The sequence below is a fragment of the Bacillota bacterium genome, assembly GCA_013178045.1.
Lineage (GTDB): Bacteria > Bacillota > Ch66 > Ch66 > Ch66 > Ch66.
Genome location: JABLXP010000004.1, coordinates 20,338 through 38,635, shown reverse-complemented (window position 1 = coordinate 38,635; position 18,298 = coordinate 20,338). Strand labels below are relative to the sequence as shown.

The following is an 18,298-nucleotide window of genomic DNA, read 5'->3' as shown; positions in this document are numbered from 1 at the left end:
TTTTACCTTTAATTTTGTAAACAGTTTATATTTGAATTATATAATATTCATCACCTCCTGTTAATACAAATTTTTTAGATCACTTACGCACCTTACGCAAAATATATGCCAGTTATAATTGGCTAAGACAATTAATAATTAGCAATTCTCGTTTCTGAAAACCGTGTGTACGTACTCTTAGATTGAATATTTTTTATTGCTAAAAAATAGAGCAGTGCTCAAGATTGGAACATCGTATTCAGCCAGATAGACCAAGCCACTATCGTCCTCCCCAACCCGGGGTTAAGCCCCGGGTTAATCAATGGGATCTGACGGCCCTGAGCCGCCAAACCGAGGATATGAGCCTAAGACCCGCAAAAAACCCGTCCGCGCTCGGATCGCCTCAATGGCCTCAGCTACCGCCGGCTCAACCCGGTGCCCCTCAACGTCGACAAAAAAGACGTATTCTCCTAATCTCCGCTTTGCCGGGCGTGATTCGATCTTGCAGAGGTTGATCCCACGGCGGGCAAATTCGGCTAAGATCTCATAAAGGGAACCAGGACGGTGCGCCGCGGAAAAAAGTAGCGAAGTTTTATCATTACCGGTGAACTCACTGTCAGACTGAGCCAACACAACAAACCTGGTTTCATTCACGTCACAGTCCTGAATATTTGATGCAATTATCAACAGGTGGTGAAATTCAGCCGCTCGTTTTGACCCGATTGCCGCCCAACCACGTTTACCAGTCACTAGCTTCGCCGCTTCGGCCGTACTATTGGCTGACACCCAGTCAGCATGGGGTAGATGCTGGGCGAGAAACCGCCGGCACTGCGCCAGCGCCTGGGGATGGGAAACAACTTTAACAATATCGGTAACCGCAATCGGTTCCCCGGCCAGAAGATGGTGATGCACGGGGACGATTACCTCGGCTTTGATCCAGGTGTTTACTTCAGCTGCCAGGCTGTCGAGGGCGAGATTGACCGTCCCTTCCCAGGAGTTCTCCACGGGCAGCACGGCCTCATCCAGAGTTCGGTCACCAATCGCCGCCACCAAACTGGGGATTGTTGGGTAATCAAGCAAACGTATACCAGCATGGTTACTGGACGATAAACTGGTCAATAAGTATTGTTCTGTCGCCTCGTGAGAAAACGTGCCCGCTGGACCTAAAAAACCGATTCTCTTAATCATCATCATCGCAACACCTCATTTAACTTGCTATATTTGCTTCTGCAGCACGCCGGCGATTGACCGGAGTTCACCAACCAGATAGGTGAACCTTGCCGGGGTTAACGACTGCGGTCCGTCTGACCAGGCCTCGGCCGGGCGAGGATGCACCTCAATCATCAGACCATCGCAGCCAGCAGCCAGAGCGGCCTTTGCCATTGGTCCGACCCAACGCCATTTGCCGGTACCGTGGCTAGGGTCAACGATTACTGGAAGGTGGCTGAGGTATTTGACCACTGGCACGGCACTGAGGTCAAGGGTGTTCCGGGTGTAAGAGTCAAAATTGCGTATTCCGCGTTCACACAACATCACTTGAGTATTCCCTTGAGACAGGATGTATTCGGCTGCCATCAACCACTCATCAATAGTGCTGGCCGGCCCCCGCTTCAAAAGGATCGGCTTGCTGATTTGGCCAACCTGCCGTAAAAGAGCAAAGTTTTGCATATTTCGGGCGCCAACTTGAAGGATGTCAGCGTACTGCGCAACTAATTCCACATCTTCTGGACTGACTACCTCGGTGACGATCGGCATTCCCGTTTCTTCCCGCGCCTCAGCCAGCAGCTTCAATCCTTCTTCCGCCAGACCCTGGAAACTATATGGAGAGGTCCGCGGTTTGAAAGCACCGCCTCTGAGAATTTTCGCGCCGGCCTGTTTAACTGCCCAGGCTGTTTCTAACATTTGCTCTCGAGTTTCTACCGCGCACGGTCCGGCCATGACCACCACCGAGGAACCACCGATTTGCACTCCCCCAACTGTGACCACCGTGTCATCAGACTGGAATTCCCGACTGACCAGTTTGAACGGGCGCATGATTGGGACCACCTTTTCGACACCTGGCAGCACCTCAAGACCCAACGGCCCGGCAACTTTGGTATCTCCCACTGCAGCCACCACAATTCGTTCAACCCCCTGGATGACATAGCTGGTAAAACCCAACTGTTCCAATCTTTCCTGCACCTTCTCTACTTCTGTTTCCGTGGCCTGTAGTTTCATCACTACAACCATTGAAAAATCCCTCCTTAGATTATTATGTAAAACAAAAAGCCTGCTGCTTTCGTCCCATCGGGACGAAAGCAGCAGGCTTTCGCGGTACCACCCCATTTAGTCACCAGAAAAATCCCGGCGCTCTCTCGACTCAGTACAGGATATGCTAACAACTGTGTCTGAACTGACATTTTCGACATTACGCAAAAAACAAAAGCTTCTCATCTGTAAGGGACGAGAAGCTATGCTTTCGCGGTACCACCCTTATTAGTTCACCCGCCTGATTTAGTTAAATCAAGCCAGCAAACTCACTCTTGCCAGTACGGGACGCCATCAGCACATCCGATACCTGCTTCCTTTTAACGGTAGAAGTCTCCGTCCTGACCTACGCACGCCGGTTTCAGCGCTTCAGCCGGCAGCTTTAGGAGCGAACTTCACTCAGCATCACCCTAGAGATGCTCACAGTCACGACATCTCCTCCCTGCAGGGCAACCTCTGAACTACTTTTCTCCCTCATCGCCTTTGGGTTAGATTATGCATTTGCCGTTATTATACCATGCGCTATTTTAACTGGCAAGCACAGTTTTGCTTAAAGAAAGGGGTTGTGCTTCCGCTCAAAGCCAATGGTTGAAGCAGGGCCATGTCCCGGATAAACCACGACGTGGTCCTCATAAACCATTAATTTCTGCTTGATCGAGTCAATCAACTGCTTGTAAGAGCCGCCGGGGAAATCAGTTCGTCCAATCGAACCGGCAAACAATGTATCCCCCGTAAAAATTATATCGCCAGTCTTCAGGCATATTCCGCCGGGGGTATGGCCCGGGGTATGGATCACTTCCAGTTCGACCGTCTTCCCGATCTTGATCCGATCACCATCCTTCAACTCCCAATCGGCAGCAGGTCCGCTGACAACTCTCCCGGTAAACAAAGAAAGATTGCGGCCGGCACTGGTGAGCATCGGGGCGTCTGCTTCATGAATCAGGAGTTCGGCTCCGGTTGCCTCTTTGACTTGTTGGTTCGCGCCAATATGGTCGATGTGACCGTGGGTATTAATGATGTACTTAACTGTCAAGCCACTGTTTTCAATCAGCCGCATGATTTGCGGTGCATCTCCGCCTGGGTCAATCAAAGCCGCTTCTTTGGTCTCTTCACAGCCAATCAAGTAGCAATTGGCACTAATAACCCCAACTTCTATCCCTTTGAGATACATTAATTGCCTACCTCCTCACTTGATAATAACTTTATGCTAAAACTGCCGCTGGCTGTCCAGCAGTAAGGTTACCGGCCCATCGTTGGCGATTTCCACCAGCATTGAAGCTTGAAATTGCCCGGTTTCTACCTTTAGCCCGTATGTTTTCAGGACCTCCACAAAGTGCTGGTAAAGTTGGTCTGCCTGGTCTGGCGGCGCTGCACTGGAAAAGCTTGGTCGCCGACCCTTCCGACAGTCGCCATAGAGGGTAAATTGAGATACCACCAGGATCGAGCCGCCAACCTCCAGGCACGACCGGTTCATTTTTCCCTGTTCATCCTCAAATATCCGCAGATTGGCAATTTTATCAGCTAGATATTCCGCATCGCGCTCTGTATCTTCACATCCAACCCCGAGTAGAACAACCAGCCCCATCCCGATCTCACCAACTGTTGCGGTTCCGACTGTTACCCGACCACCGGTAACCCGCTGCACCACCGCCCGCAATGAAAACCCTCCTTAAGGAATCACCCGCCGCACATCAAGGACATCCGTCACGCGTTTTACTTTTTGCATGATCAACTGCAGGTGTTCAATATTTTTTATTTCAAGTTTGAGATTAATCATAGCCAACTTGTTCTTTTTAGCCCGGGCATGAACTGAGTTGATCGCGGTTTTGGCATCGGCAATCGTGTTCATCACATCAGTCGTCAGCCGCGGACGGTCAACGGCCGTGACCTCAATTTCTACCTGATAAGACGCTTGTTCTGGGGCTTCCCAGGTCACATCAACGATCCGTTCCCGTTCATGCTGGTTAAACAGCTGAATGTTCGGGCAGTCGGCCCGGTGAACCGATACACCGCGGCCACGGGTAATATAGCCCATCACCGGGTCGCCAGGTAAAGGGTTACAGCAATGCGACAACCTGACCATCAGATTTTCTACGCCCATAACGCGAACACCTTGTGACGAGTGGTTGTGCCTAGACCAACGCTTGGTCGGCGTTTCTGTTGCCGCTGATTTTAGTTCATGTTGCTTTTTATCTTTCTGATACTCATCTTTGATTCGCCCAATTACCTGCAGGGGTGTGATCGTCCCAATCCCAACCGCGGCGTAGAGGTCTTCTACGGTCATGAAATTGAAGCGCTTGGCGACTTCAATTAGACGCTCAGCCTTAAACCACTCGACCAGTTCTCCGCCTTGTTTACGCAGCTCTTTTTCCAACAGTTCCCGGCCACGGATGGAGTTCTCTTCCCGTTGTTCCCGCTTAAACCACTGCCGAATTCGCCCTTTGGCCTGCGAAGTCTGCACAAAGTTTAACCAGTCGCGACTTGGCCCAGCCGCCTGTTTTGAGGTTAAGATCTCGACAATATCACCATTATTCAGCTTGTAGTCCAGGGGAACGATGCGACCATTCACTTTTGCCCCCACGCAACGGTGTCCAATATCGGTGTGCACCCGGTAAGCAAAATCAACTGGCACCGCTCCCGCAGGCAATTCAATCACATCGCCTTTGGGAGTAAAAACAAACACGGTGTCAGAAAACAGGTCGATCTTTAATGATTCCATAAACTCGTGGGCATCGCGCAGCTCGAGCTGCCACTCGAGCAATTGCCTTAACCAGGAGATCTTTTGGTCAAGCTCTTTGTCTGTCCGGTTTCCCTCCTTATATACCCAGTGTGCGGCGATCCCGTACTCAGCCGTCCGGTGCATTTCCCAGGTCCGAATCTGAATCTCGAATGGTTCACCGCGCGGCCCCATCAGGGTCGTATGCAGCGACTGGTACATGTTGGGTTTGGGCATGGCGATAAAATCCTTGAACCGCCCCGGGATCGGTTTCCACAGGGTGTGGATGATCCCCAGAGCCCCATAACAATCCTTCACGCTGTCTACAATGACCCGTACGGCGATCAGGTCATAAAGTTCACTCAGGTCTTTTTGCTGGTCCACCATTTTTTTATAGATGCTGTAGAAGTTCTTGGGCCGCCCGGCGATATCGGCCTTAATCCCAACCTCGGTCAGACGTTGCCGCAAACGCTCGATGATTTGATTAATGTATTCTTCGCGCTCGGCCCGCTTTCTTGCAATCCGTTCAACAAGCTGGTAGTACGTGACTGGTTCGAGATAGCGCAAGGACAAATCCTCTAATTCCCACTTAAACCGAAAAATCCCTAGACGGTGCGCCAGGGGTGCAAAAATTTCCAAGGTCTCTTGGGCAATCTCAATTTGTTTAGCGTGCGGCTGATGCTTCAGGGTGCGCATATTATGCAGCCGGTCCGCCAGCTTAATAATAATTACCCGGATATCCTTGGCCATTGCCAAAAACATCTTGCGCAGATTTTCCGCCTGCTGCTCTTCCTTGGACTTGTATTCAATGCGGCTTAACTTGGTTACTCCATCAACCAGCAAAGCGATCTCATTACCAAAGTTTTTTTCAACGTCGGCCAACGTGGTTTGGGTGTCCTCCACCACATCATGTAACAGGCTGGCGGCAATCGTGATCGCATCCATCTCGATTTCAGCCAGAATATAGGCCACCCGCAAGGGGTGATTGATGAATGGCTCCCCGGAATTCCGGAATTGACCCTGATGCGCCTGGTCGGCAAAGGCATAAGCTCGCCGCAGCAATTCTATGTCTGCTTTGGGATAATAACTGCGAACCTTTTCCAGTAGTTGATCAAGGGGCACCATTTCACCTTCTCTCATGACCTTCTATAATAATACCCACGCTTTTTTGCCAAGCAGCGTATGCCTGGCGTATGCGCATCCCTTCTCGAAACCAGGGAGACAACTGGAGATTCAGCTTGTCCCTCGGCGGAGGCAACAATTGAAGGTAGTGCTGCCCGCCCCCATTTTGCCAATTAATTAATCCGAGGTCATCAAAGATTGTCAAGCCGGCCCTTATTGTTGCACCCTTCCCAGAAATAATCCCAGCACTTTGAACCAACAGGTCAACCAACCGCGGCCAGGGAGCAGTTACTGTGCGGTCCGTATTGGCTAATTCGCGCAGCGCCAGATACAGGCGTCCAAGCACCTCGCGTCCCGGATAGTTATCCGTTAAAATTTTCTTCATCGCTACCGCTTCAGTTGGAGAAAAAACCAAATACCCGTTGCCTGATTGAATTGCTACCTGTTTCAACAAGGAGAAAAAGTTAAACGGGTCACGCGGCAAGCCACACCAGACAAGATTCTGCCACTTCGCCCCTGGCAATTGGAGCAGACAGTTTTCTTCTAATACAGCAATACTGGCTGCTCCTGACTCCAGACGGTTTAAAGCCCCCAGTTTCTGCTCCCATTCTAGATGAGCTGGCAAAACAGCCAGTTCCTCTATCCCCGACGCGATCAAGGCACCAGTCAATTCACCAAGTTGCCGCCCATTACCAACGACAAACAAAGTTGGCCCTGCTTGCTGAGAGGTAGTTAGCGCCACCACCTCTTCAATCGAGGAGACATTTTGCCAGGAAATATCCAACCAGCTACCCGTTTCCTGTCCCTCGACTGGGAACCATACCGTGGCTGGCCCACCCAACTGCTCGATCTCCACTGAGCAGTCAACGCCATTCTGGACTACCAGGCCGATTTGCTTCCGATACTGGAGAAATTTTTCTTTATAATATGCTAAAAAATCGTGGGTTGTCAAGATAACGCCCGGACGGCTCTGGCAGAAAACATCCCAGATAATGGCTCTTTCGCATGGGGTTTGCGAAGCAAACACCTTGTACACGTTCAAGCCCGGACCAATAAGAGTGACCACCTGTTGATAAATTCGTTCCACAGTCGACGGAAGAACAGAAACCACCAGAGTGACTAGCCCTTCTTTAGCCTTCTCCAGAGCGAGACGTACCCAGAATAGTATTTTTTCTACCTCACTCATTGCCGTGAGCTCTGTGGGCTGGTCGGGAAACAAACTCCTGGCGGTCCTATGAAAGAAAAGCTTTTCGACCAGGTTTAACCCGCCCTTGGTAGATGCACTTCCACCCGGTAACCACCCATGTAAATCTACATACCCGCTCGGTCTGAGATCCTTAATTTTAAGCTGTAACCTCCGTTGTCCGTTCCACTCATTTTCTTCTAAGCCGAAGGCCAGGTCAACGGCTTCATAGGTAGCTGCCACTTCCGTTAACCCACCCAAACTAAACCCGATACCGTCCCAATAGCCGGTTTCCCCCTTGATTTTCAATTTCAGATGGTTACCTCCATTGCCGACTCCCCGGCATTCCACCACCTGGACCCCACGACACACCAGCAACGGGTTGGGATTACCGTTCCCGAAAGGGGCTAGAGTTTGCAACTGACCAAACAGTTCCCAATTCAGATCAGCCAACGCCACTTCGGTATCCAGATACAGACTGGGCAGCAAACCTTCCGCCGTCATCATTTTATCGGCCACCTGATTAATGGCTTCGCGAAAAGTGGCGATCTGGTCAACCGAGATCGTCAGTCCGGCGGCTTGACTGTGACCGCCATACTTTACTAACAACGATCGACACTGTTCAAGGGCGGCATATAACGAAAAACCTGACCGACTGCGGCCAGATCCCTTTCCGGTATCCCCCTCAACGGTGATGAGGAATACTGGCCGGCTATATTTTTCCACCAGTTTGGCGGCAACAATGCCAATAACACCTGGATGCCAATCATGTTCGGCCAGGACCAAGACCCGGGTTGACTGCAGATCCACCTCGGTCGCGATCTTCTCTTCCGCCCGACGCAAAATTTCTTTTTCTAAAGCCTGGCGTTCCAGATTCGTCTGTTCCAGCAACAGAACCAACTCCTGCGCCCGCCGCCTCGATTCAGTTAAGAGCAGCTCAGTTCCTAACCGGGGATCGCCCAGCCGTCCCGCGGCATTCAGCCGAGGAGCCAGAACAAAACTCAGATGCCAGCTTGAGAGGTCCTTGTTCTCCAGACCAGTTATCTTTAGCAATTCCTGTAAGCCAACGCGAGTGGTGTGGCGTATTGTCTGCAGGCCGTGCTTGACCAGGGTCCGGTTTTCGCCCGTTAAAGGAACGATATCCGCTACGGTTCCCAAAGCCACTAGGTCAAGCAGTTCTTCCCCATAAAATTTAGTTCCCGCTCCACCATCGACTGTCGCCAGCAAACCCTGCGCCAATTTGAAAGCCACTCCCACCCCGGCCAGTTCAGGAAAGACGTAGCCCAACTTAGGGTTCACCACGGCAGACGCGTTGGGAAGTTTTGGCGGTGGTTCGTGATGATCGGTAATGAGTAAAGTCAAACCAAGTTGACGGGCGTACTCCGCCTCAGCCAGTGAGCTAATGCCGCAATCGACCGTAATCACTACTTGCGTTCCCGCCTCTTTAGCCGTGCGGAGGGCCTCTAAATTCAGGCCATAACCCTCCTCCAGGCGATCGGGTATGTAATAGTCAACAGTAGCCCCCAGCCGTTTCAGTACCGTGACCAACAATGTGGTGCTGGTGATCCCGTCCACGTCATAATCTCCATAAACCAGGATCTTTTCCCCGCGCCGGATCGCGGTGAGAATATACTGGCAGGCTTCCTTTACTCCGTTCAGTTCCCACGGCAGTGGCAGTTGTCGCAGGTCGCTCCCCAAAAATAATTTGGCGTCCTCAACTGATTTGATTCCTCGATTAATTAGAATCTGCGCCACAATTGGCGAAATACCAAGTGCCCGGGCTAACCGTTGGGTTAATTCATACTCTGGCTTATAAACTAACCAGATCTTGTCCCATTGCAGCATAAACTTTCCTCCGCTGTTAAGCTAAATCCATTATAAATTATCACTGAGGGAACGACAACCGACAAGGGGATAACTACCTAAAAAACCACCGGCCGTACCCGGTGGTTACTTTATTTTCTCGAACAATTAATTACCTTTCCTTGTTCTGCAGTTGGCTGAAGTTGCCCGGGCAGCTCCGACAGAGAGAACAATACTTGTCCTGACAGGGCTCCGCATGAATTAGAACGTTTGACGCTGGAAGTCGTTTCTCAATATCTTCCTCAATCTGGTCACACAATTGGTGCACCTCATGAATGGGATGGTTTCGCGGTACTACCACATGTAAGTCAACGTGCCGTTCACGGCCGGCCCGGCGGGTACGGAGCTTATGATAATCCACCAGTTTCCCTTCTGCCCGCAACAGCTCAAGGATATTGGTGATCTCGGCTTCCTCTTCTCCGGGAAGGGAAACGTCCAACAAGGGCACAAATGCCTTTACAGTTAAATCATAAGCAGCTTTAATGATCATCAAAGCAACCGCAATCGCGATAATCGGGTCAAAAATCTGAATCTTGGTGATCTCTAGGGCAGCCAGCCCTATGAACACTCCCAGCGAAGTATAAACATCAGTGCGCAGGTGAAGCGCATCAGCCTCTAGAGCGACTGAATCAGTTTTCCTGGCCGTCTTCATTAAAAGAGTTGAGATAATCAAATTCATCACGGCCGAAATCGCCATGATTACTAAGCCGACGCCAACCGTTTCGACTGTACTACCTAAAACGATCTTCTTGTAAGCCTCTAAAATAATCCAAACTGCCGCAATGAATATCAGAATTGCCTCAATTGTCCCTGAGATGTTCTCGATCTTACCGTGACCATAGCGATGTCTCTCATCAGGTGGTTGACTGGATGTTCGCACCGAAAAAAAAGCGATCATCGCCGCCACCAGGTCCAATCCCGAGTGAATGGCTTCGGAAATTACACTTACTGAATTGATCATGAGACCGGCGATCAATTTAAAAACAACCAATATGGTATTGGAAAGCACAGACAGGGCAGCTACCTTAGCCTTTTCATCTGGCAAAAAACGGTTAAATAAATTGTCTGACTGCACCATTAATTCCTCCTCAAAAATTAAAAGGACTCCATCAAAAAGTATTTGATGAAGTCCCACGGGTTATTTTCCCCAATATTCCCGTTGCCTGTCGGCCCAGCCGCACGGTTAAACAGAGCGGCCTGACTTTGTTAGAATCATTATAGCAAATATTCACGAGGACGTTCAAGGGTAAAAAACTTATCTCCTGTATTCTTTTCAGCGTGACTTCAACGAGTTGCAGTGGCTACCATCCGCTTCTTTCTTTTGCTCAACAGATTAAAGTCAACCCAAAGCGGACTGGCATTACAGATGGACGAATAACATCCGCTGATTACCCCGATCAACATCGCCAGCACAAAAATCTTTGTGGTCTCTCCCCCAAACAAGAGGAGCGCAACCAGGGTGAAGACCACCGTCAAAACCGTGTTAATCGACCGTGTCAAGGTCTGGGTGATACTCCGGTTAACCAAATCCTCAACTGAAGCCTTCGGCATAATCTTCCGGTTTTCACGAATGCGGTCAAAGATGACAATGGTGTCGTTAATCGAATAACCCAGGATGGTCAAGAGGGCAGCGATAAACGAACTGTCCACCTCAATACGCAACAAGGCAAACACCCCAAGGACCACTAAAACGTCGTGCAGCAGAGCAATCACCGCCGCGACCCCAAACTTGAACTCAAACCGGAAGGTAATATAGATCAGCATCAGAACTGAGGCTACCAGGACCGAGTAGATGGCCTTCATGGTCAGTTCTTTTCCCACCACCGGTCCGACCTTTTCTACCCGCAGCACTGTCACCTGCCCGTATTTAGCCTGGAATGCCCGCACAATTTGGTCAGTCTGTTCTTGCTCAAGGGCCTTGGTGCGAATTAAAACCGTGTTATCGTTCGCCACTTGGATGGGAACATTTTCCCCCAGGTCGAACGATTTCAGCACCTCACTAACCTCAGTCGTGGTCACAGGCTGGTTAAACTTCAAATTGATGATCGTTCCACCTGTAAAATCAATCCCCAGGTTAAGCCCGTGTAGCATCAAGGCGATCAGGCCAGGGATAATGATGACCAGGGAGATGGCATACCAAATTTTGCGCCGGCCAACGAAATCGATGACTTTCGTATTGGCGTTCACGACTCTCCCTCCTCTCTAAACTCCATAATACTTCGGATTAGTAATCAGCTTCGAGCTGGCCATCAGGCGGAGCACAAGCCGGCTAAACGTAATCGCGGTGAACATGCTGAGAATAATCCCGATACTCAACGTTACCGCAAATCCTTTAATCAGGCCAGTCCCGAAGTACAGGAGCACACCCGCACCGATCAAAGTCGTGAGGTTAGAGTCAAAAATGGTCCAGAAGGCATGGGAGAACCCCGCGTCAATCGCGGCCAGCAAGGTTTTCCCCGCCCGCAGTTCTTCCTTCAGCCGTTCGTAGATGATGATATTCGCGTCAACCGCCATCCCAATGGACAGGATAAAGCCCGCGATCCCCGGTAGAGTCAAGGTTGCTTTGAACAGCACCATCACGCCGAGGACCAGGGTCGCGTACAGGATTAACGACAGTATAGCCACCAGCCCCGGACTACGGTAGAAGATCAGCATAAAGATGAAGATGGCCAGGATTCCAATTATACCAGCTTTGAAACTCTTCTGCAGCGAGTCCTGTCCCAGGTATGGGCCAACGGTTCGCTTTTCGACCATCTCCAAATTAACCGGTAACGCACCTGACCGTAAAAGGACTGCTTCGTTTTCCGCTTGTTGCAGGGACTGGAAGCCGCCGCTGATCACGGCCTGGCCATTGGGAATCGGCTCACGAACCACTGGGTTACTGATTCGTTGCTTATCCAGGTAAATGCCGATCGGCCGGCCAACGTTCTGCGCCGTCGCCTCGGCAAATTTCTTGGCTCCTTCCGGGTTGAACTGGAGGTGGACTTCCGGTTCATTAGCCTGATTGAGCTGAGCCCGGGCATCCTTCAAGTCTTTACCAGTCACGATGGTTTTTCCGTCTTCCGTTTTAAACTCCAGCACCGCTGTTTTGCCAATAACCCGCGCCGCTTCTTCGGGGTCGTTGATCCCCGCCAGTTGCACGATGATACGCCGGTCGCCTTCGCGCTGAACAATCGGTTCACGGACACCCATACCATTGACCCGGTTTTCGATGATGGCTTTGGCGTCTTTGACTTTTTCGTCAGTCACCGGGTTTTCGGGCGTCCCCACCGCTTCCAGCACGACGTGCAAGCCGCCCCGCAGGTCAAGTCCCAGGTTGATCTTGTTCTTGATCGGGTTGACTGCGGCAACAACAAGGATCAACACCGCGACAACGATGGCGATCAACTTGCCCAGATTGCGCTTGTTCATTTGATCTATTCCTCCTTCTAATCTTCTCCTTCATCTGCCGGTAACCACATATCACGATTATATACCCGGCCTCAGGGGCTGTCAACGATTGTCTACTGGCAAATCTATCACCGAATATATCAACTCATCTATAATAACTGGGCATCATTAATGATCAGACCAAAGCGACATCCGAGGAAATTGGCAGCACGTCGACACATGATCATTCGGGTGAGAAAGATCTCAAAGTACTCCATCACCGGGCAGATCTGGATCTCAATAGTTAACTCCATGGTGATCGTTCGCTTTTTTTCATCCACCCTCAACTGAGACTCTATCACCGCGTAATTGACCCGGTCGTGAATGTCAAAGGTCGTCACTTCCTGATTTCTGACCCGCGACCGGTGAACATCAGACTTGTCAGCCAGAATCAAAGCGGCCGCCACATTATTGACCGCCTGACCGCTTTGTTCATCATGGTTGCCAATCGCCGCGGTTACCGTTGCCACTTCAGGCAAAGGCATTCCCAAGCGGGTCAAAATACTAAAAGCCAGCAGCGCCCCGGACTGACTGTGTCCCTCCCGGTTCACTACATTACCAATGTCATGCAAATAACCCGCAATGGCCACCAGTTCTGCTTCTCGCCGGGAGTGTTTCAATTCCGTTAAAATCTGGTAACCGCGTTCAGCCACCAGGTTGACGTGCCGGTACCCATGTTCAGTGAAACCCATTTTACCCAGAAATTCGTTTCCCCTGGTGATAAAAGTATCTACTTCCCGATCTCTTTTGATATCCTCCAAGGTAATAATCCCCATGCTTCCCTCCAGGTTTTGGCTGGCAGTGAACTCTCAGCACTAAAATTACCTTATTCTTCATAATATCATATTATCCTCCCAAAAATATGCAAAAAGCTACAGTTTTTACGATGTCCGCCTCATCCGCGCCCTGGATTGAATCCGCTGCAGCGTGCTCAATCCGAGACTGAGCCGAATCGCCTCATCAACTTTGGCCATCTGCCATTGCTCCAAACAACCCAGGTGGTTCGCCGTTGAGAAGACACTCCTGGGCAAGGTCCGAATCATAGAAAATAAAGCCACGTGCGAGGTTGGTAAACCAGTCAGAGTATTCCCCGGGATAACCACACTGACCTGGAGGTGTTTGGCATATAACATCGGCGAGAGGGGAACAACAATGACGGTATCCTCAAACTGGTTGCTGATATCATTCTGGATAACCAACACTGGCCGCTGGAGGGAATAACAAGCCTCGGCCATCCCCAAATCCACGCGGAAGATATCTCCTCGTTGAATGATTACCTCCGGCTTAGTTAAATTCGGGGTGGTCGCGGATGATGAAATATTTTGCTCAAATTGAGCCAGAGCTAAGTTTTCCGCCCGGTCCCAGGAAGTAATCACCCAACTGCCCCTGGTGTGATCACAGTAGATATCCGCTGTCCTTTCTCGACGTCCTAGCTGGAACCTGGAGGACAACCAGTCGTGGATTCCCCACAAATACATTTTCCCTCTCCTAACCAGGTTCATCCCTAACTGCCTGAATTCTTTCACTAACTGTCTGCCTTTTGGTGGCTGCATAACCCGACAGTCCTTTCTGTCTCGGCTTTTTCCCTGGGGTCTTATTTTATTCATACTCCTGGTTAAATCCTGCTTCGATTTATGTCTATTTATAGGAATAGCGCGGGAGTTTTTAGACAAAAACAGACCGCATCTCGCCACAATGCGGTCTCGCAACCCCTATATTTTATGTCTTTTCATCTGCAGTTCCCTCTCGATCAAGATAGGCAATCGCTGACTTCAGCAGTTCAATTCTTACCCGGGGAGCAATTTCAACAATCACGCTCTTGTCTTTCAGCTGGATAATCTGCCCATAGATTCCTCCCAAAGTAACAATCCGATCATTGACCTTGAGGTTATCCAGCATCGCCTGGTGTTGCTTTTCCTTTTTACGCTGGGGAGCGATCAACATAAAATAAAAAATCGCCATAATTAAGATCGTGTATACAACCCAGCTAGTGAGCATAGTTCAATCCCCCTCCAATATATTAGGTTGACCAAAAAGCTTTTTCCACATTTGTCGTCTATTCATCAACCTCCCCACCCGAAGATACTTTATACTCAGCCCAAAAGGTCTCGCGGTAAGCGGGAAAACGATCCTCCCAGATCGCCTGACGAATCTCCCGCATTAAACGCAGCAAAAAAGCCAGGTTATGCATCGTTGTTAAACGGATGCCTAAAACCTCATTTGCCTTGATCAAGTGACGGATATACGCCCGCGTATAATTTTGGCAGGCATAACAGTCACAGCCTGGCTCGAGTGGCCGCCAATCCCGGGCATACTCCGCATTGCGCACCACCAGCTTGCCCTGGCGCGTCATCACCGTACCATTACGGGCAATTCGTGTTGGCAGGACACAGTCAAACATATCGATCCCCCGGTGCACCCCTTCCACCAAACAATCAGGGGAGCCTACCCCCATCAGGTAGCGGGGTTTATTGGCCGGAAGCAAGGGAACAGTCTGTTCCAGGATGTCATACATCAGGGCTTTCGGTTCACCGACGCTCAGCCCGCCGATCGCGTAACCGGGAAAGTCCAAAGCCATTAACTCGCGAGCGCTTTGGGCACGCAGATCGGGAAATACTCCCCCTTGAATGATACCAAACAAGGCTTGATCCTTTCGGGTGTGGACCTGCAAACAGCGTTCCGCCCAGCGGGTGGTCCGTTCCAGAGAGTCTTTGACATATTCATAGGGGCACGGATAAGGGGGGCACTCATCAAAAGCCATGATGATGTCTGCCCCTAAGGCCATCTGCACTTCCGTTGCCCGTTCTGGACTGAGGAAATGGGTTGAACCGTCGATATGGGAACGAAAGGTGACACCTTCTTCAGTAATTTCTCTCAATTCGCCCAGGCTGAAGACCTGGTAGCCCCCACTGTCGGTCAAAATTGACCGTTCCCAGTGCATAAACCGGTGTAGCCCCCCGGCCTCCCGAATCAGCTCCGCTCCCGGCCGGAGATACAGGTGATAGGTATTGCTTAATATGATCTGCACATCCAGCGCGTTCAATTCTTCCGGGGTCATGGTTTTCACCGTGGCCTGCGTACCCACCGGCATAAACACTGGGGTATCGATCACCCCATGCGGCGTAATTAAACGACCAACACGCGCGCCAGTCGCCGAACATTCTTTTATTATCTCAAATGTGATGGCCATTGATTACTCCTAATTAATCATTTTAAAGAATCAGCATGGCATCGCCGTAACTAAAAAAACGGTACCGCATCCTGACCGCCGTTTCGTAAGCCGCCAGGATTTTTTCCCGGCCGGCCAGGGCCGAGACCAACATCAGTAGGGTGGACCTAGGCAGGTGAAAATTGGTGATCAACCCATCAATCGCCTTGAAACGGTACCCGGGGTAAATAAAAATATCTGTCCAACCAGCCGCAGGAGATATTGTGCCGGTTGGGTCAGCGACCGTCTCCAGGGTTCGGGTAGTGGTTGTCCCCACCGCGATAATTCGCCCGCCGTTGGCCCGTGCTTGATTAATCTTTTCCGCCGCTGCCTGGCTTACCTCATAATACTCGCTGTGCATCTGGTGTTCCCGGATGTCTGTCACCTTCACTGGGCGAAAAGTACCCAGCCCAACATGCAAGACCAGGTAAACCAGCTGCACCCCCATGGCTTCAATAGTCTTCAACAATTCCGGTGTAAAATGGAGGCCGGCCGTCGGGGCAGCTGCCGACCCCTTTTCCCGGGCATAAACAGTCTGATAGCGTTCCCGGTCGCTCTCCCTGAACGGCCGGGTAATATACGGTGGTAAAGGCATTTCCCCAATTTGGTCAAGGAGTGACTCAAAGACACCGTCGTAATGGAACTGCAGGACTCGACCGCCCGCTGCCGTTTTCCCCACCACTACGGCTTTTAATTCTCCCCGACCGAATGCTAGCCTCGTTCCTGCTTGCGCCTTCTTCCCTGGTCTGACCAGAGCTTCCCAGCGATCGGAACCTACTCGTTTCAGTAAAACCACTTCCAGCCGGCCACCTGTATCTGTCCGCCAACCAAAGAGTCGGGCAGGAATCACCCGGGTTTCATTCAGAACCAATGCGTCTCCTGGCCGCAAATAATCGGTAATGTCGCGAAAGATTCGATGTTCAAGTGTTGACTGGTCGCGCCTGACCACCATCAATCGCGATTGGTCACGTGGGTCAACCGGTTCCTGAGCAATCAGCTCAGGCGGCAGATCGTAGTCAAAAAGGGCAATATCCATATGAACAGTCTGCTGCTCCTAATCCTACTGTATTTTAGTCCCTGGGTAGTAAAAATCAAGAATCTGCTGATAGCATTGACCCTGTTCCGCCATGCCGTAAGCCCCCCACTGCGACATCCCCACGCCGTGGCCCCAACCGTGCCCGAAAACCGCGATCTGCGTCGGGGTTTTGGCCACCTTAATGCATTGAGTCGCTCCCTGGAGGTAGTAACCTGAATCAGACCCGTTTAATTTACCCACTGCTCCACTGGCGTTCAACACCGCGAATCGGCTCGCTCCACCGTGCTGGGTCTTTACCTCGTCCCGCCCATTAATAATGGCGACAGTCGCATCAGTGCTCAAGTCAAAGAAATTGCTCATGAAACTGTCCCGGCTGATATAGGTATTAAACCCGGGGTTAAACAACTGCCCAAATTCGCTCCCGGTTTTCTGTATAGTATTCCCCTTCGTGTCAGTAATCAGTACCGCTTCTACCCGGCCCGACTCCCTTTTGATTAATTCCAGCGAATCAATCGGTCCGATGGAATCTTTCTTTTGGAGCAGTTCCAGTAAGCCAGCCTGACCCTGATTGCCCCGGCTGGTTACCGGCGTAGCAAATTGCCAATCCGACAGACTATACCCCCGACTGTATGGGTCTGGTTTTCCCCGCAGGTACGAGTAATCCCAGCCATTTACATAACGGTTGTCCTCCGTATGTCCCCCGCTGTTGGAGTGGTACAGGGCATAGATCAGGGTCCCGTTCCCGTCTACCAGAACCTCCCCGCGGGTAGCGTTGACGGCCTCCGTGGACCGGGCGCTTTCACTGTCATAACCACCATAAACCTGGCAGTGCGTGAGGTTGCATACCCCAAAGCCGTCGGCACTGTGTTTGGCCGTGTTCTTAGCAACGTAGGTCCGGGCCACTACTGCCTGTGCCTTGAGCGCCTCCAGCGGCCAGTCCTGACCCATCTCCCGGGGTACTACCCCATACAGATATTCCTCAGTGGGCAGTTCATTGATACAGATCAAGCCATTACAGTCCTTGTTAGACCTTATTTCAAGCTTTCCCCGGTAACTTCGGTTGTTGTGTTTAAACAGGTTCAGGTTCTTATTATTGATTGGCTCAAGCATAATCGGCCCCGCAAAAGTTCCCCAGCTTTGCCAGTTAGTTCCCGTGCGGAGACTGAAAACCTCTATCTTCGTAGAGTTTAAGGCAATCTGGGCCCGCCACACCTGCCCGCTAGGCAAAGTCCGGGCAATGACTTTTTTCGTTGCCCCGTCAACTAACTGGTAGGCTCCCTGCCGGACTTCGAAATCAACCCACGACACGTTCATCTCCAAGCCAACTCGCACCGTAGCCGGAACTGTTGCCGCTTGGACTTCAGGCCACGGCCACATTCCAATCAAGACGATCAGAAGTAAGCCAATCAATAAAGTACAGACCCGACCCAACTGGCTAAACCACTTTCCCCGAAGCACCTCCATCACCCTCCACACCAGCAGTAAGCTAATTAGAGGGAGGTTCGACACGATTAT

General features: G+C 50.9%; 16 protein-coding genes and 1 other annotated feature. All 16 genes read right to left on the bottom strand.

All coding sequences use genetic code 11. From position 1 onward, the window contains the following. Positions 1 to 294: 294 nt before the first annotated feature. A complete protein-coding gene (pheA, locus tag HPY81_03585; GenBank protein NPV26541.1) occupies positions 295 to 1,173 on the bottom strand; it encodes a prephenate dehydratase in 879 nt (292 codons plus the stop codon). 21 nt (positions 1,174 to 1,194) lie between these two features. Continuing rightward, entirely contained in the window at positions 1,195 to 2,208 is a 1,014-nt protein-coding gene (gene aroF, locus HPY81_03580; GenBank protein ID NPV26540.1) for a 3-deoxy-7-phosphoheptulonate synthase, read from the bottom strand. Positions 2,209 to 2,222: 14 nt separating this feature from the next. Further along, positions 2,223 to 2,378: a hypothetical protein gene (locus tag HPY81_03575; protein ID NPV26539.1), complete on the bottom strand. Its 156-nt coding sequence runs from the start codon at positions 2,376 to 2,378 to the stop codon at positions 2,223 to 2,225. 36 nt (positions 2,379 to 2,414) lie between these two features. After that, positions 2,415 to 2,713 (bottom strand) — a binding site (T-box leader). Between the two features lie 63 nt (positions 2,714 to 2,776). Beyond that, positions 2,777 to 3,397: an MBL fold metallo-hydrolase gene (locus HPY81_03570; protein ID NPV26538.1), complete on the bottom strand. Its 621-nt coding sequence runs from the start codon at positions 3,395 to 3,397 to the stop codon at positions 2,777 to 2,779. Positions 3,398 to 3,433: 36 nt separating this feature from the next. Next, positions 3,434 to 3,883, bottom strand: coding sequence for a D-tyrosyl-tRNA(Tyr) deacylase (locus HPY81_03565; protein NPV26537.1), 450 nt, complete (start codon positions 3,881 to 3,883; stop codon positions 3,434 to 3,436). A 12-nt stretch (positions 3,884 to 3,895) separates the two neighbouring features. Beyond that, positions 3,896 to 6,082 carry a bifunctional (p)ppGpp synthetase/guanosine-3',5'-bis(diphosphate) 3'-pyrophosphohydrolase gene (locus HPY81_03560; protein ID NPV26536.1) on the bottom strand — a complete coding sequence of 729 codons (2,187 nt, stop codon included), beginning with the start codon at positions 6,080 to 6,082 and terminating at the stop codon, positions 3,896 to 3,898. Next, a complete protein-coding gene (gene recJ, locus HPY81_03555) occupies positions 6,069 to 9,092 on the bottom strand; it encodes a single-stranded-DNA-specific exonuclease RecJ (protein NPV26535.1) in 3,024 nt (1,007 codons plus the stop codon). Before recJ ends, HPY81_03560 begins: the two co-directional genes overlap by 14 nt. Positions 9,093 to 9,222: 130 nt before the next feature. Beyond that, on the bottom strand, positions 9,223 to 10,188 hold the full coding sequence (locus HPY81_03550) for a cation transporter (GenBank protein NPV26534.1): 966 nt from the start codon (positions 10,186 to 10,188) through the stop codon (positions 9,223 to 9,225). 206 nt (positions 10,189 to 10,394) lie between these two features. After that, complete coding sequence (gene secF, locus HPY81_03545) at positions 10,395 to 11,276, bottom strand: protein translocase subunit SecF (GenBank protein NPV26533.1); 882 nt, start codon at positions 11,274 to 11,276, stop codon at positions 10,395 to 10,397. Positions 11,277 to 11,312: 36 nt separating this feature from the next. Beyond that, a complete protein-coding gene (secD, locus tag HPY81_03540; protein NPV26532.1) occupies positions 11,313 to 12,521 on the bottom strand; it encodes a protein translocase subunit SecD in 1,209 nt (402 codons plus the stop codon). A gap of 128 nt (positions 12,522 to 12,649) precedes the next feature. Next, on the bottom strand, positions 12,650 to 13,315 hold the full coding sequence (locus HPY81_03535) for an HD domain-containing protein (GenBank protein NPV26531.1): 666 nt from the start codon (positions 13,313 to 13,315) through the stop codon (positions 12,650 to 12,652). A 105-nt stretch (positions 13,316 to 13,420) separates the two neighbouring features. Next, positions 13,421 to 14,092: a type II toxin-antitoxin system PemK/MazF family toxin gene (locus tag HPY81_03530; protein ID NPV26530.1), complete on the bottom strand. Its 672-nt coding sequence runs from the start codon at positions 14,090 to 14,092 to the stop codon at positions 13,421 to 13,423. 166 nt (positions 14,093 to 14,258) lie between these two features. Next, entirely contained in the window at positions 14,259 to 14,537 is a 279-nt protein-coding gene (yajC, locus tag HPY81_03525; protein ID NPV26529.1) for a preprotein translocase subunit YajC, read from the bottom strand. Positions 14,538 to 14,595: 58 nt separating this feature from the next. Next, entirely contained in the window at positions 14,596 to 15,729 is a 1,134-nt protein-coding gene (tgt, locus tag HPY81_03520) for a tRNA guanosine(34) transglycosylase Tgt (GenBank protein ID NPV26528.1), read from the bottom strand. A 22-nt stretch (positions 15,730 to 15,751) separates the two neighbouring features. Continuing rightward, on the bottom strand, positions 15,752 to 16,783 hold the full coding sequence (gene queA / locus HPY81_03515; protein ID NPV26527.1) for a tRNA preQ1(34) S-adenosylmethionine ribosyltransferase-isomerase QueA: 1,032 nt from the start codon (positions 16,781 to 16,783) through the stop codon (positions 15,752 to 15,754). A 24-nt stretch (positions 16,784 to 16,807) separates the two neighbouring features. Continuing rightward, complete coding sequence (locus tag HPY81_03510; protein NPV26526.1) at positions 16,808 to 18,250, bottom strand: SpoIID/LytB domain-containing protein; 1,443 nt, start codon at positions 18,248 to 18,250, stop codon at positions 16,808 to 16,810. Positions 18,251 to 18,298: the final 48 nt, after the last annotated feature.

What these genes read in the sequence shown, in the direction of transcription:
- HPY81_03550 (NPV26534.1), bottom strand. Translation starts at nt 10,188, where the DNA reads ATGGTGCAGTCAGACAATTTATTTAACCGTTTTTTGCCAGATGAAAAG.
- HPY81_03560 (NPV26536.1), bottom strand. Translation starts at nt 6,082, where the DNA reads ATGAGAGAAGGTGAAATGGTGCCCCTTGATCAACTACTGGAAAAGGTT.
- HPY81_03570 (NPV26538.1), bottom strand. Translation starts at nt 3,397, where the DNA reads ATGTATCTCAAAGGGATAGAAGTTGGGGTTATTAGTGCCAATTGCTAC.
- tgt (NPV26528.1), bottom strand. Translation starts at nt 15,729, where the DNA reads ATGGCCATCACATTTGAGATAATAAAAGAATGTTCGGCGACTGGCGCG.
- HPY81_03535 (NPV26531.1), bottom strand. Translation starts at nt 13,315, where the DNA reads ATGGGGATTATTACCTTGGAGGATATCAAAAGAGATCGGGAAGTAGAT.
- secD (NPV26532.1), bottom strand. Translation starts at nt 12,521, where the DNA reads ATGAACAAGCGCAATCTGGGCAAGTTGATCGCCATCGTTGTCGCGGTG.
- HPY81_03575 (NPV26539.1), bottom strand. Translation starts at nt 2,378, where the DNA reads ATGTCAGTTCAGACACAGTTGTTAGCATATCCTGTACTGAGTCGAGAG.
- aroF (NPV26540.1), bottom strand. Translation starts at nt 2,208, where the DNA reads ATGGTTGTAGTGATGAAACTACAGGCCACGGAAACAGAAGTAGAGAAG.
- yajC (NPV26529.1), bottom strand. Translation starts at nt 14,537, where the DNA reads ATGCTCACTAGCTGGGTTGTATACACGATCTTAATTATGGCGATTTTT.
- HPY81_03530 (NPV26530.1), bottom strand. Translation starts at nt 14,092, where the DNA reads ATGCAGCCACCAAAAGGCAGACAGTTAGTGAAAGAATTCAGGCAGTTA.
- queA (NPV26527.1), bottom strand. Translation starts at nt 16,783, where the DNA reads ATGGATATTGCCCTTTTTGACTACGATCTGCCGCCTGAGCTGATTGCT.
- pheA (NPV26541.1), bottom strand. Translation starts at nt 1,173, where the DNA reads ATGATGATGATTAAGAGAATCGGTTTTTTAGGTCCAGCGGGCACGTTT.
- recJ (NPV26535.1), bottom strand. Translation starts at nt 9,092, where the DNA reads ATGCTGCAATGGGACAAGATCTGGTTAGTTTATAAGCCAGAGTATGAA.